Source organism: Bacteroides sp. OM05-12 (assembly GCF_003438995.1).
GTDB lineage: Bacteria > Bacteroidota > Bacteroidia > Bacteroidales > Bacteroidaceae > Bacteroides.
Genome location: NZ_QSUN01000008.1, coordinates 37,592 through 50,853, shown reverse-complemented (window position 1 = coordinate 50,853; position 13,262 = coordinate 37,592). Strand labels below are relative to the sequence as shown.

8 protein-coding genes and 1 tRNA gene are annotated in these 13,262 nt (G+C 43.1%); 3 read left to right on the top strand and 6 right to left on the bottom strand.

What is annotated here, in order from left to right:
• Nucleotides 1-100: 100 nt before the first annotated feature.
• A complete protein-coding gene (locus DXB63_RS08820; protein WP_122126121.1) occupies nt 101-1,498 on the bottom strand; it encodes a C1 family peptidase in 1,398 nt (465 codons plus the stop codon).
• A gap of 350 nt (nt 1,499-1,848) precedes the next feature.
• Here DXB63_RS08820 and DXB63_RS08815 point away from each other — a divergent pair, with 350 nt between their 5' ends.
• The gene (locus DXB63_RS08815) at nt 1,849-2,457 is read left to right on the top strand and encodes a DsbA family protein (protein ID WP_122126041.1); all 609 of its coding nucleotides are present in this window, start codon (nt 1,849-1,851) and stop codon (nt 2,455-2,457) included.
• Nucleotides 2,454-5,495, top strand: a complete 3,042-nt coding sequence (locus tag DXB63_RS08810) for a PD-(D/E)XK nuclease family protein (RefSeq protein WP_233522831.1) — start codon at nt 2,454-2,456, stop codon at nt 5,493-5,495. Before DXB63_RS08815 ends, DXB63_RS08810 begins: the two co-directional genes overlap by 4 nt.
• A gap of 150 nt (nt 5,496-5,645) precedes the next feature.
• On the opposite strand, the gene DXB63_RS08805 is transcribed toward DXB63_RS08810, so the two are convergent.
• Nucleotides 5,646-6,128, bottom strand: coding sequence for a LuxR C-terminal-related transcriptional regulator (locus tag DXB63_RS08805; RefSeq protein ID WP_122126040.1), 483 nt, complete (start codon nt 6,126-6,128; stop codon nt 5,646-5,648).
• A gap of 179 nt (nt 6,129-6,307) precedes the next feature.
• Between DXB63_RS08805 and DXB63_RS08800 the strand changes: the two genes are divergently transcribed.
• A tRNA-Arg gene (locus DXB63_RS08800) sits at nt 6,308-6,381 on the top strand.
• Nucleotides 6,382-6,462: 81 nt separating this feature from the next.
• Here DXB63_RS08800 and DXB63_RS08795 read toward each other — a convergent pair.
• From DXB63_RS08795 to DXB63_RS08780, 4 genes are all read right to left on the bottom strand, one after another.
• Entirely contained in the window at nt 6,463-9,648 is a 3,186-nt protein-coding gene (locus DXB63_RS08795; RefSeq protein ID WP_122126039.1) for a UvrD-helicase domain-containing protein, read from the bottom strand.
• A 6-nt stretch (nt 9,649-9,654) separates the two neighbouring features.
• Nucleotides 9,655-11,319, bottom strand: a complete 1,665-nt coding sequence (locus tag DXB63_RS08790; protein WP_122126119.1) for a long-chain fatty acid--CoA ligase — start codon at nt 11,317-11,319, stop codon at nt 9,655-9,657.
• A gap of 101 nt (nt 11,320-11,420) precedes the next feature.
• Nucleotides 11,421-12,389 carry an NADP-dependent oxidoreductase gene (locus tag DXB63_RS08785; RefSeq protein WP_122126118.1) on the bottom strand — a complete coding sequence of 323 codons (969 nt, stop codon included), beginning with the start codon at nt 12,387-12,389 and terminating at the stop codon, nt 11,421-11,423.
• A 68-nt stretch (nt 12,390-12,457) separates the two neighbouring features.
• Nucleotides 12,458-12,973 (bottom strand): O-acetyl-ADP-ribose deacetylase, encoded by a 516-nt coding sequence (locus DXB63_RS08780; protein WP_122126038.1) that lies wholly within the window; start codon nt 12,971-12,973, stop codon nt 12,458-12,460.
• Between the last annotated feature and the right edge of the window lie 289 nt (nt 12,974-13,262).

Here is a 13,262-nt window from a genome sequence, read left to right as displayed (position 1 = left end):
CAATCGACATCGTCTGTCGTCAATTTTTTCAAAAACAGGGGAGAAGCGCCCCGAAAGCAATCTCCTCCACTGCCATCCAAACAAGATTTTTTTTATATTCTTATTCCTCGTTGGCAAACATCGGGTCCCATGCCGGCAAGCGGATAGGCTTTTGTTTCAAGATGTTCAGTACATTTCCGGGTACGTATTTCTTTTCTACGACAAGGCGGAACATATATTCGTTGAACCACTCGTCGGTCATAATCAAGTGTCCCTGATAACCCGCTGTGGCTCCCCAACTGTTTTCCACCATCCATTTTTTAGGCTTGCCGCTTTCATCCAAGTCTACCGCCATCAGCGTCATGGCATGTGACGAACCGCTGTCGAAAGTCTGTATACGCTGTTTCTTGTCCATCTTGAAATCAGTGCCCATCAGGGATGCGTAGTCGTAGTTGTTCACATCGAGCACGCCGCGTTGCGAGTCGAGGAATTTGCCTACATCGCAGGAAAAGTACATCATTGTACTGTCTTTGATGGACTTGATGGCCATTTCTTTGATGTCTTCGATAGGAAGGTTGACGTACGTCCAGTTTTTTCCGTCATAGCGGTGACGGTCGTAGTCGATTTCGTAACATTTGTAGAATTCCCGGTTAGGATCGTTCATCAACATTACGTAATTGCCCGTGAGGTCGTCGTCCACGTATTCCTTAAAGAACGTCAGCGGGGTATACTCCTTCGTATTTACCGGCTTGCCCTGCGCATCTTTGCGTGTCCACGTAAATTTTGCGGGCGGCTCGCCAAGATTCAGTACGAGCATACGATAGATGGTGCCCAGCATTTCCGTTTTGCTTTTCTCTACAGCCGCAGGTTTGGCTCCTTTGGCGATTTGTTCGCGCAGGTCCAGACCGAATTCTCTCAGTTTCCGGGTAATCAGTCCGGCCATTCGGGAAGTATTGTTACTGCTGAACGTTTCCGGCATCACCTCCTGAGGCACTACGCCGTATTTGCCGATAATGTCCGAGATTCCGGTAAATTGTCCGCCGTCGCTCAACGGATTTTTGAAAAGCCACTCCACCATGCGGTCATCCATCGGCTTTGTGCCCGTGTCGATGACGCCTTGCAGGAACAAGTTGGCTTTTTCCAACTGGTCGTAGAAAAAGCAGTAGTTGGGAGAGAAACGGAATTCGCCCAGCTTGAAACGGGCTATCATTTTGGCGCGCATCACGTTGAGCCCTGTAAAAAGCCAGCATCTGCCGGAGGACTGTTGGTCTGTAATGCCTTTAGATTCTACTTTGTCGGAGAAATAAGTGTCGAATGCCGGCAGGTTTTCCTGATTGACGGCGAGTTTTCTCGCGTCCGTGCCCGCCAATGCGTTTCTGATGGCTTTATTCTGCGGAGTGTCTTGGTAGGTTTGTTTGATTTGTTGCATCATTTCCGGAGAAATGCCGCCGTTTTGTTGCGCCTGTATAGTAGAGAATGCTGCGGCAAGCAACAAAAACGAAATTGTTTGTCTTTTCATCATAGTTCGGGTTTTAAAATGGTTTTTCCAGGTCTTAATTGTTTTATTTTTTATTTTAAATGTTTTATCAGAGGACAAATATAATCTTTTCGTTTGGATAATTAAATTATATGTGATTATATTTTTTTTCGATTGAAATAGAAGTATCTTTGTGACGGTAAGTTAATCGTTTGACGTATGTTGACTATTCGTTCGACGTACGTTTAACTTTTGTCGGACATACGTTTAGTTTTCGTTTGACGTACGTCAAACGATTAATTAATCATAAGAAAAAAGAATTGCCTGGCAGTATTAAAAAATAAGATTGCAAGGAAAAATTAATAATTAACCGGATTAAAAAACAGGATCGAATGGATGCATTTTATGAATTATATTCCAATCCATCTGAAAATCAGAAAGAAGAGGGGCTCATGCATGCCCGTCTTGTTCCTCACGGAACGATAGATATGGATAAGCTGAGCGCAGATGTTGCTCGTAGCACGGCATATTCCAAAGGCGTAGTGGGCGGTGTCATCTGCGATCTTATGGGGCAGATAGAGGAGTACCTTAAAGCCGGATACCACGTGGAACTGGGAGATTTGGGCTACCTCAGCGTGTCACTGAAAAGCCGTCCGGTGCACGAGGGCGAAAAACTTCGCGCCGGCTCCGTACATTTTAAAGACATCAACCTGCGCATTACGAAAGATGCACGCCGGAGGATGCAGGATATGTCGTTTGTGCACTGCCCGAAGGAGTGGAGCAGACGCCCTGAGAAACAGGACTACGACCCGAAAAGGCTGGATGAGTATCTGGAGAAATATGCCTGCATCAGTCGTTCGGAATATATGAAACTTACCGGAATGTCTTCTTATAAGGCGGTAAAAGATTTGAACCGCCTCACGGAAGAAGGGCGTCTAAGACGCTACGGCAGAGGACGCAACGTGATTTATTTACCCATAAACGCTAACGGAGAAGTATGAAGACATTTTTACAGATAGTGGCGGAGGACGTGTTCGGACGGTATGGCGCCGACCTGTCTCGCGTGGCAGTCGTATTCCCGAACAAACGCGCCGGATTGTTCTTTAATGAAGCGTTGGCGGAGCTGTCGGAGTGTCCCGTGTGGTCGCCTGCTTATTTAAGCATCAGCGATTTATTTCGCAGTCTATCCCGTCTCAAATCAGGAGACCCCGTCAAGCTGGTTTGCGAACTCTACCGCGTTTTCCGGCAAGAGACAAGCAGTTCGGAGACACTGGACGACTTCTATTATTGGGGCGAACTGCTGATCAGCGATTTCGATGACGTGGATAAAAATCTCGTGGATGCCGGACGCCTTTTCGCCAATCTGAAAGATCTCAAGGAAATCATGAACGATTATGACTTCTTGGATGAAGAGCAGGAGCAGGCGATACAACAGTTCTTCCGGAATTTTTCCATAGAACGGCGCACAGAGCTGAAGGAACGCTTCATCTCCCTGTGGAATGTACTTGGGAATATCTATCACCGCTACCGGCAAACGCTGGAAGAGCAGGGCATAGCCTATGAAGGTATGCTCTACCGGGAAGCCATCGAGCGGCTGGATGCGGACAGTCTTCCGTATGACCGATACGTCTTTGTCGGTTTCAATGTATTAAATAAGGTGGAGACAAGACTCTTTGAGGCTCTTCGTGATGCCGGGAAAGCAGATTTTTACTGGGATTACGATCAGTTTTATCTTCATGCGGGAAACCGGATCAAGGGGAATAGTGCGGAAGGTAGCGAGGATGGTCTTCCCGATACCGAGCAAACAGATAGGTATGCTGTTGATTGTTCCTCTTCTAAAGAGGGGGATAATCATGAAGCGGGAGAGTTTATTCGTCATGATGAAGAAGCCAATCGTGAAGTAGGGGAATTAATTCGTCGTCGTGCAGGAACTAATCATGAAGCGGGAGAATTTATTCGTCGTAACTTGGAGAAATTTCCGTCTCCACTGCCCGAAAATCTTTTCGCCTCTTTCTCCCGTCCGAAAAACGTGCGCTTCATTGCCGCCCCAACGGAAAATGCGCAGGCACGCTACTTGCCCCGTTGGATAGAGACTACCTTGAGCGAGCGCGAACAGGAATCGGCTGTCGTCCTTTGTAACGAATCGCTTCTGCAGCCTGTGCTTCACAGCATCTCGCCCGAAGTGCGTAACATCAACATCACAATGGGTTTCCCATTGGCGCAGACGCCCGTGTACAGCTTCCTCTGCGCGCTCCTCGAATTACAGGCAAGCTACCATGCGGAGACGGGACGTTTCATCTACGCGGCAGTTACCTCTGCGCTGAAACACCCTTACACCCGGCAGTTGTCCGGCATTGCCGAAACATTGGAAAAAGAGCTGACGGCAACCAACCGTTTTTATCCCTTGCCCTCCGAATTGAAGAAAGACGAGTTATTGAAGGAGCTATTCGCAACCACCACGGGCAACCTTTCGCTATGCGATTACCTGATGAATATGCTCGAAGCAGTGGCGGGGTTATATCGCGATGCGCCTGCAGGCGAGGACAATCTGGAACAACTATATCGTGAGTCACTTTTCAAGGCGCATACCACCGTCACCCGTTTTCGCACGCTGGTAGAGGAAGGCGGGCTCACCGTGAGCACCGATACTTTCCGGCGACTGTTAAATAAGGTATTGGCGGGTACGTCCATTCCTTTCCATGGCGAGCCGGCTATCGGAATGCAGATAATGGGCGTGCTCGAAACCCGAAATTTGGATTTCCGCAACGTCATCCTGCTCTCCCTCAACGAAGGCCAGCTGCCCAAGTCGGGCGGCGACAGCTCTTTTATCCCCTACAATCTTCGCAAGGCGTTCGGGATGACCACCGTGGAGCACCGGAATGCCGTCTATGCCTACTACTTTTACCGCTTGATGCAGCGTGCCGAGAACATTACGCTGATGTACAACACCTCATCGGACGGTCTTAACCGTGGCGAGCAATCCCGTTTCATGCTTCAGTTCCTGTTGGAGTCGCCCCATGAAATAATTCAGGAGTACTTGGAAGCCGGGCAGTCGCCCCGTACCGTTCAGCCCGTCACCGTGCCGAAAACGCCGGAGATTATGCGCCGCCTGCAAGAAACGTTCGACCGCCGCGTCAATGCGAAAGCCATATTTACCCCTTCCGCCCTGAATACTTATTTGGATTGCCGGCTGAAGTTCTATTATTACTACGTAGCGGCCCTGCGTGCACCCAGAGAGGTCAGTACCGAGATAGATTCCGCTACCTTCGGAAGTATTTTCCATCGGGCGGCACAATTAGCGTATATCGACCTGACGGCAAACGGCAAGTTCATCCGTAAGGAAGACATCGAAAAGCTGTTGCACAATGAAGTGAAGTTGCAGGATTATATGGATAAGGCGTTTAAAGAACTCTTTTTTAAAGTGCCCGAAGACGAGCGGCCGGAATACAACGGCGTGCAGTTGATAAATTCTGCCGTAATCGTTTCCTATCTGAAACAACTCTTCCGCAACGATCTCCAGTACGCGCCATTCTCCATGGAAGCGATGGAAAAAGGAGTGGCGGAAGACATTGACATCGCTACCCCCAAAGGCGTGATAAAATCGAGGATAGGGGGGATCATCGACCGCATAGACAGCAAGGAAGGCACGCTCCGTATTGTGGACTACAAGACAGGTGGCAGTCCCAAGACTCCGACAGATGTGGCATCGCTCTTCATCCCGTCCGAAGCTCGTCCGAACTATATCTTCCAAACATTCCTTTACGCCGCCATTATGCAGCGGAAGCAACCTTTGAAAGTGGCTCCTGCCTTGCTGTATATCCATCGTGCCGCTTCCGAAGATTATTCGCCTGTTATTGAGATGGGAGAAGCGAGAAAAGAGAAGATTCCGGTAGATGACTTTTCCGTTTTTGAAGAAGAGTTCAGGGAATCATTAGACAGCCTGCTCAGTGAAATATTTAATCCGGAGGAATCTTTTACTCAAACAGAAGTGGCAAGAAACTGTGAGTATTGTGATTTCAAGGCATTGTGCAAAAAATAGAAAGAAGAATTTATGGATTTAATTGACTATTAGTTTTATCATGAAGGTATATCGGATATTGGAGTTTCTTCATTCTCTCCTTTATTCGATTACCTCTTATGATGAAACGATAGCTGATTGTTTTTTTGCCTGCATCGTATGCCCGATGGCTTATTTCTTCTTATTTTTCTTCTTTAAACGTGTGACGGAGTCTAGATAGACTTTCAGGCTCCTTTCTTTGGATATTCCTAATTTAGTGCGTATACGGCATCTGTTTGAAGTAATGGTTGAGACTCCCACGCCCATTAATTGGCTGATTTCCTCACTGGATTTTCCTTCAATAATATAACAGCATATTTGCAATTCGGTAGCTGTTATTGTAGGATGAAGTTTCCTGATATCTTCTGCATACTCACGGCTATCTTCCATCTCTTTCTTTATTTGTTGGATAACGGATGCTCCTTCTTTTCCGCTCATTGCTATGATGATTTCCTCTATTTGTGTTTCCGTAATCCTATTACTTCCTATGAAGTCAATAAACTTTTGCCATTGTTTCTCGGATGGTATGAATTTATCTTCATTATTTATGGTAATCTCGGCTTCTTTTGAGTCCTTTCTTAAACTGATGAGTTCTTTTAGCAGGTTTTTTATCATATGATTTTCTTTTCTCTTTTGAGTATCAGATTACATTGGATGCAAATATAATAAAATCTGTAAGTTACGTCAATTTATTATTCTTAAATTAGAATAGAGTGATAAATTTATAAGAAAAAAGAGCCTGAAAAGTTTTGAGATTTCATAAAAAAATGTACCTTTGCACCGCATTTAAGGATGGTTCCGTAGCTCAGCTGGATAGAGCAACGCCCTTCTAAGGCGTGGGTCAAGCGTTCGAATCGCTTCGGAATCACAATTAAAAACCGCAAATAACTAATAATTAGGTATTTGCGGTTTACTATTATAGGACAGTTGCATAAATTTTATATAATTCCTACCTCACCTCTTCTAAACCATTCTCAAATACATACCATAGATATCCGGTAATATTCTTATATCCCATTTCTGCAAGAAGATTCATATAGCCTTGTACTTGGTCATTGTATTCCGGTTTCCTTTTTCCGAATTTAAAGTCGACGACAATTACTTCGTCATCTTTCATCATGACACGGTCTGGGCGACGTGTTTGTACTATACCGTTTTCTTTGTAGACAATCTCGCATTCATTGAAGAGACGATATTTGCCGGAATACCATTCGGATACTTTGGGGTGGGAGAGTGCGTGATAAACTAGTTTCTTTAGCTGTTCTACTTGCTTTTGAGAACTGATGATTCCTTCGGATATCAATTCGGAGAACGCATGGTCTATATCTTTATCCGTTGCAATGGCAGAAAAGATGACGTGGAGCAATTGCCCTTGACTGATATACTTCTCTGTTTTGTCTTCTTCTCCTTCACCACGAATAAAACGGGTCGAACGGTTGGACTGTTTAAATTCTATCTTATGCTTATAAGATTCCATTTTTACGGCACATTTATTCGGTAGTACAGTCAATTTGTTTGTGCTTTTTTTCTCTTTCTTAGTTTCAGAAGAACATAATGTTCCGAATTCGTAAGGTATTTCACCATCCCATTCTTCATTATTCTTTTGCACAATCATTGCAAGCGAATGGAAAAGTAGTTCGGATACTGTACCTTTTTGTTTCGCTTTGCCGAATACAATCAGATTCTTTTCGGCACGAGTGAAGGCAACATAGAGTAAATTCAGATTATCTACCCACAGTTGAAGTCGTTCATGCCGGTAATCGTCTTGATAAATGGATTGCGACATTGTTGTGGAATAGTTGATGGGCACAATATCCAATTCATTGAACGGAGCTTCTTTAGGTTCGCACCATACTAATTGATTGTTTGTTTCGTTTTCTAATTTCCAGTCGCAGAAGGGTATCAGTACAGTGTGAAACTCCAATCCTTTTGACTTGTGTATAGACATGATACGTATGCCTTCTATCTCTCCCGATGGAATGGTCTTGCCGCATAACGTCTCTTCCCAAAAAGTAATGAAACTATCGATATCCGATGAATTTGTTTGCAGATAGTCCAATACAGCATCAAAGAAAGCAAACAGGTAGGCATCCTGATTGGCTATCAACTGCATTTCAAATACCTCAAATAGTTTTTCAATCAGTTCATATAGAGGCATTAAACGCAGTGTCTTTATATTATTAATAAAACTTTCCGGTAGATAATTCTCTACTTCGTTTATTAATATTGTATTTAAATCTACCTGATTATGGTGCACTTCATTCTGATAGGAGACGGCAAGTTGGGCACGTGCTATCTTGTTTTCGGGATTGGACAGATAACGCAGACCATCCAGAATCATACAGAGCGCAAGTGACGCATCCAAACGGAAAGCCTCATCGGATACGATTTTATAAGGCAGATTCTTGTCGAAGTAATCTGCTATCCGAGGTATACTTTTGTTTTTACGTACAAGAATGGTAATGTCAGACTGGCGGATACCGCTATGGATCAGTTGTTCGGTTTCTGTTGCCAGAGCTTCCAATGTTTGTTCGGTATAAGAGCTTTCTTGTTCGTTGTTGAGAAATGATATTTTGATGTAACCTTTTTCTTCTTTCTTAGGGGAATCTTGCTTAACGTCGTTATATGCTTTTTGCAATTCCTCGCATTCTTCACCTTGTTCTTCGGTATATATGTTGTTAAGCCAGTTGCGGGCTTCCGTAAAGATTTGGTTATTGAAATGGATTATATTGCTTTCACTACGTCGATTGGTTGTTAACGTTTCCACCCGGATAGGGAATGCTTCGATTTTTCCTTGTAATCCGTTTAATATTCCCCAATCACCGTTTCGCCAACGGTAAATGGATTGTTTCACGTCACCTACAATCAGACTGTTTGCTCCTTGTGACAGCCCTTCCAGCAATAATAATTTGAAATTATCCCATTGCATTCGTGATGTGTCTTGAAACTCGTCTATCATGACGTTGCGGATACTTGTACCTATTTTTTCAAAGACAAATGAGGAGTCTCCGTCTTTTACCAGATTATGGAGCAGGGCATTTGTGTCCGATAAGAGGAAACGGTTGTTCTCACGATTTTGTTCGCGCACTTCTTCGTCGATATTGGCCAACAGACGTAAGTTATTGATATGGCGCAAAGACAATTCGCAGGAGTTGACGATACTGTTATTTTTAGAACGAAAATTTTCGCACGTCTGTAATAACGGAATAAGTTCTGATTCGGCAATGGCTAAGATTTCTGCTCTGTTCGGCGATGTTTTTGTACTCCATTCCTCAGCACTGTTCAGGCTTTTCTCTACAGTGGTATTTCTTACTTCATTTCCCAAAATGCCGGATTCTATCTTTTTAAAGTAACTGCTGATACCTCTTGCTCCGTTTTTCAAATCCAGAGGAGATAGCCCGGCTGTTTCCAATACACCGTTAAACTGATCGGAGAAACCTTTCATCTGTTCCAAGGCTTCTTCCCGTATTGCTTTTAATGTTTTACGGTAATTGCGGATACAATCTTTATCTTTTAATTTATTTCGTAATCCGGCTCCCTTTTCAATATATCCCTCATCGAAAATATTACGTCCGAAGCTTTTTATTTCATCTGAAACGTTCCATCGACGGTCGCTTTGAATTCGTTCTTCGATATACTCCAGTAACCAAGTAAGCACGGGAGAGTTGCGGTCTAGTTTTTCGATCATTGCATCCACCGCATCGCTTAATACTTCCGAGTTATTGAGTTCTATATTCAGATTCGCATTCAATTCCAATTCCCTCGCCAGGTTACGTATGACCGATTGAAAGAAAGAGTCGATTGTTTCCACACGAAAGTGACTGTAATCATGGATGATATAATTCAATGCTTTACCGGCTGCTGCCCGGACTTCATCTTCGGGCAAATTCACTCCTTTACATACATTTTCCAGATAAGGGGCAGATTCTTTGTCACCTATATATATACCGTATAGCTGTTCCAGAATTCTCTTTTTCATTTCGGTAGTAGCTTTATTGGTAAAAGTCACTGCGAGAATGTTTCTGTAAGCACGTGGGTTTTGAATAAGCAGTTTTATGTATTCCACGGCAAGTGTAAATGTTTTGCCGGAACCCGCAGATGCTTTATAAACAACTAATTCGGATGAGGTTTTCATTTTATGTTATCCTTTCATTTCTTGATAAAGGAAGCGTTTTATACTTTTCTTGGCCGTTTTTTCAAATTCTTCCGGATAAATCTTCACTTTGGCTATTTGTGAGTAAGCAGGCAATACGGCATTGAGGTTGTTGCGGTTGATATCCATTGCTTTCTCGATGTCCGCATTGGTAAGCCCATGTGCAAAAGCATCATCAAAATCAGGATATATCAATGCAACCAATTTATCGCGCTGCAATACAATCAGTGATTCGGAAACATATGGCATATTATTCAGTCTGCTTTCTATCTCCTCCGGATAGATATTTTGTCCTGACGAGTTAAGCAACAAGTTCTTGCTTCGTCCTTTTATGAATACATTTCCTTCTTTGTCCATGACTGCAAGATCTCCGGTGTGCAACCATCCGTTGCTGTCGACAACTTGGGCGGTTATTTCATCATTCTTGTAATATCCCAGCATTAGATTCTCTCCTTTGCAAAGGATTTCTCCGGCGATGTTTTCAGGATCGGGAGAATCAATGCGGACTTCCATCCGTGAGGCTGCTCTTCCGCATGAAGCCAACTTTAAGTCTTTCCAATAACTGGAGCAGATAATAGGACCGCACTCCGTCATACCATATACAATAGTATAAGGGAATTCAATCTTTTTCAGAAAGGCTTCCACTTCGGCATTGAAAGGTGCGCCTCCAATAATAATTTCAATAAAATTGCTTCCGAATACTTTCATCGCCTCATGTTTTGCTGCTGCCTTTATTTTATCATTGATGATAGGTACGTGCAGCAATAATTTTCCGATGCGATTATCTACTCTCGGAAGTATATTCTTCTTGATGATTTTTTCGACAATAAGCGGCACGCATGCGATAACCTTCGGCTGTATTTCAGAGAATGATTGCGCAATAATCTTGGGTGACGGCATTCGCGTCAGGAACCAGATATGTGCTCCGGCGCATAAGCCATAAAGAAAATCGTAGGTCATTCCGAATACATGTCCCATCGGTAGCATAGAGACAATACGGTCTCCCGGTTGTATCTTCACCTCTTCCCGGCAATATTCCACATTGGATAAGATACTGCGATAGGGGAGCATAACCCCTTTGGAGTATCCGGTTGTACCCGAAGTATAGTTAATGATAACAAGTTCTTCCGGTTTATCCTGATGATAAGATATGTGTTCGGGGCGGAAATTACATGGAAATCTATGTCCGTATATCTCGTTTAAATGCTCGCGTGCATAGCTCAGCTTCTCGGAACGGGAGATAAAGACAGAGAAGTCTTGTAATCCTATGATACCTTCAAGATGCATCATTGCTTCTTCATTCAGGTTCTCCCAAATCTGGTCGCCTACAAATAGTAATCGTGCTTCGGAATGGTTCACGATATTGTGTATATTGTCTGCTTTAAATTCATGAAGAATTGGAACAATCACAGCTCCGTAAGTAATCGTTGCAAGAAAAGCGACCGCCCAATGAGCACTGTTTCTACCACAAACTGCTATCTTATCTCCTTGTTGTATACCTGCATTTTCTAATAAAATGTGTATTTTCTCTATTTTACGGGCTACATCCTTATATTGTAAGGTAATTCCTTTATAGTCAGTCAAGGCATTGGAGTCCCAATTCTTTATGATACTTTGCTCAATAAGAGCAATAAAACTCTTTTCGTTAACCATCTTTTTGCACATTTATGTGACGAATGTGCGCAAAAGTAAACATCTCTCCTTTGGGGTAAAACAAATTATGAATACATTTACATTATTTTAACGTGAGGGTATCAATTAGTCTTTACAATCATTTTTCCCGTGTTTTTGCCTTCAAAAAGGGCAATAAATGCTTCTGGAAGATGCTTAAAGCCATCAATGACAGTCTCTGTGTACTTTAACCGACCTTCTCTTATCCATTTGCTTAATTGCATCAATCCTTCGGGAAAGCGTTGGTTATAATTATTAACCATAAAACCTTGAACCGTAGCACTTTTCGTTAATATCTGGGGCAGTATACGTATGCCCGTACTCAGGTTAATTTCATTGTAAAGTGCTATTTGTCCGCAGATGGCGATACGTGCATCGAAATTAATATGCTTAATTACCGTATCGGATACATCTCCTCCTACATTGTCGAAATAACAGTCGATGCCATTCGGACAGACTTTGGATATGGCTTCATCAAGATTAGAAACATTCTTGTAGTTAATGGCTTCATCGTAGCCGAAACGATGGGTGATTAAATCGGCCTTCTCGTCAGAACCGGTGATGCCGATTACTCTTGCACCCATGATTCTTGCAATCTGTCCGGCCACTATTCCTACTGCTCCGGATATTACTACCGTTTCTTTCGGTTTAGGTCGGCATATATCCGTCATTCCGAAATAGGCTGTTAATCCCGGCATACCGAGTACTCCCAGATAATAACTGACGGGAACATCGGTCGTTTCTATTTTACGTAGTTTATCTTCTTCTTTAACGGCATGAGTAGCCCAGGGAAGCATACCTATAACGGTATCTCCTTTTTTAAATTTATTGGCATCATGACTCTCTTCTACCATTGCTATAGCGATACTTGTCATAGGGATTCCAGTTTTATCCATCGTATGACGGAGATAAGGATCTACGGAGAAATAAAGAGGTTTTAAAAGCACTTCTCCTTTCTGAATAGGTGGCAGTGTCACTTCTTCAAAACGGAAATTATTTATGGTCGGCATACCCGTAGGTTTCGACGCTAATATTATTTGATTCGTTTTCATATACATATCATTTTTATTATTAATATGTATATTAAACGTCAAAATGTCATATTAGTTTGCTTTGTAGCTTAAGAATTAAGTGTCTTTAAGCTCTTTTGGTATACTTCTAGATTTTCTTCCGAGAAGCAGCAGACGATAATTTTTTCCAAATCCGGGTACTTTCGGATGGCTTCTTTTATCTCTTTCAAAGCGATGGGAGCGGCTAATTCTATCGGATAACCATAGACTCCTGTGCTGATAGATGGGAAGGCTATCGTATGGATAGCGTTGCGGGATGCTACTTCGAAACAGCGTTTGTAACAACCGGCTAATAATTCGGGTTCTTGTTTTGTTCCGCCACGCCAAATAGGACCGACTGTATGAATAACATGGCGTGCAGGCAGATTGTATCCTTTGGTTATTTTAGCGTCGCCGGTATTACAGCCGTGCAGCAGATGGCATTCACGTACCAAATCGGGACCGGCAGCACGGTGTATGGCTCCGTCTACGTCTCCTCCACCTAATAAGGATGAGTTGGCAGCATTGACGATTGCATCTGTTGCCAATAGGGTTATATCCCCTAAGATTATTTCGAGCTTTTCCATTTTTTACAATTTTATTATAGGTACAAAATAAGTTGATTGGGAACAAAAAAACGAATATTCGGTCATATTTATTTGTTTTGCCGGAGAATTTAAAAAGAAAAGGACGATGATGGGTGAATATAAGGTACTGCTGATTCGAACATCAGGTCTTTCGAATCGTTTGCCCAAGGGAAACCTATCGTTTCACCCGGGCTGAACGACAGGCTTCCCTTGGGCAAACGATAGGCTTCGCCGGGTGAAACGATTCAATGATAAGGGCGAACATAAAAGTGCCTCCTTATCTTTGTTT

Bases quoted from the DNA above. Each gene is read 5' to 3' on its own strand.
- DXB63_RS08805 (WP_122126040.1), bottom strand. From the start codon at position 6,128: ATGATAAAAAACCTGCTAAAAGAACTCATCAGTTTAAGAAAGGACTCA.
- DXB63_RS08785 (WP_122126118.1), bottom strand. From the start codon at position 12,389: ATGAAAACGAATCAAATAATATTAGCGTCGAAACCTACGGGTATGCCG.
- DXB63_RS08795 (WP_122126039.1), bottom strand. From the start codon at position 9,648: ATGAAAACCTCATCCGAATTAGTTGTTTATAAAGCATCTGCGGGTTCC.
- DXB63_RS08815 (WP_122126041.1), top strand. From the start codon at position 1,849: ATGGATGCATTTTATGAATTATATTCCAATCCATCTGAAAATCAGAAA.
- DXB63_RS08810 (WP_233522831.1), top strand. From the start codon at position 2,454: ATGAAGACATTTTTACAGATAGTGGCGGAGGACGTGTTCGGACGGTAT.
- DXB63_RS08780 (WP_122126038.1), bottom strand. From the start codon at position 12,973: ATGGAAAAGCTCGAAATAATCTTAGGGGATATAACCCTATTGGCAACA.
- DXB63_RS08820 (WP_122126121.1), bottom strand. From the start codon at position 1,498: ATGAAAAGACAAACAATTTCGTTTTTGTTGCTTGCCGCAGCATTCTCT.
- DXB63_RS08790 (WP_122126119.1), bottom strand. From the start codon at position 11,319: ATGGTTAACGAAAAGAGTTTTATTGCTCTTATTGAGCAAAGTATCATA.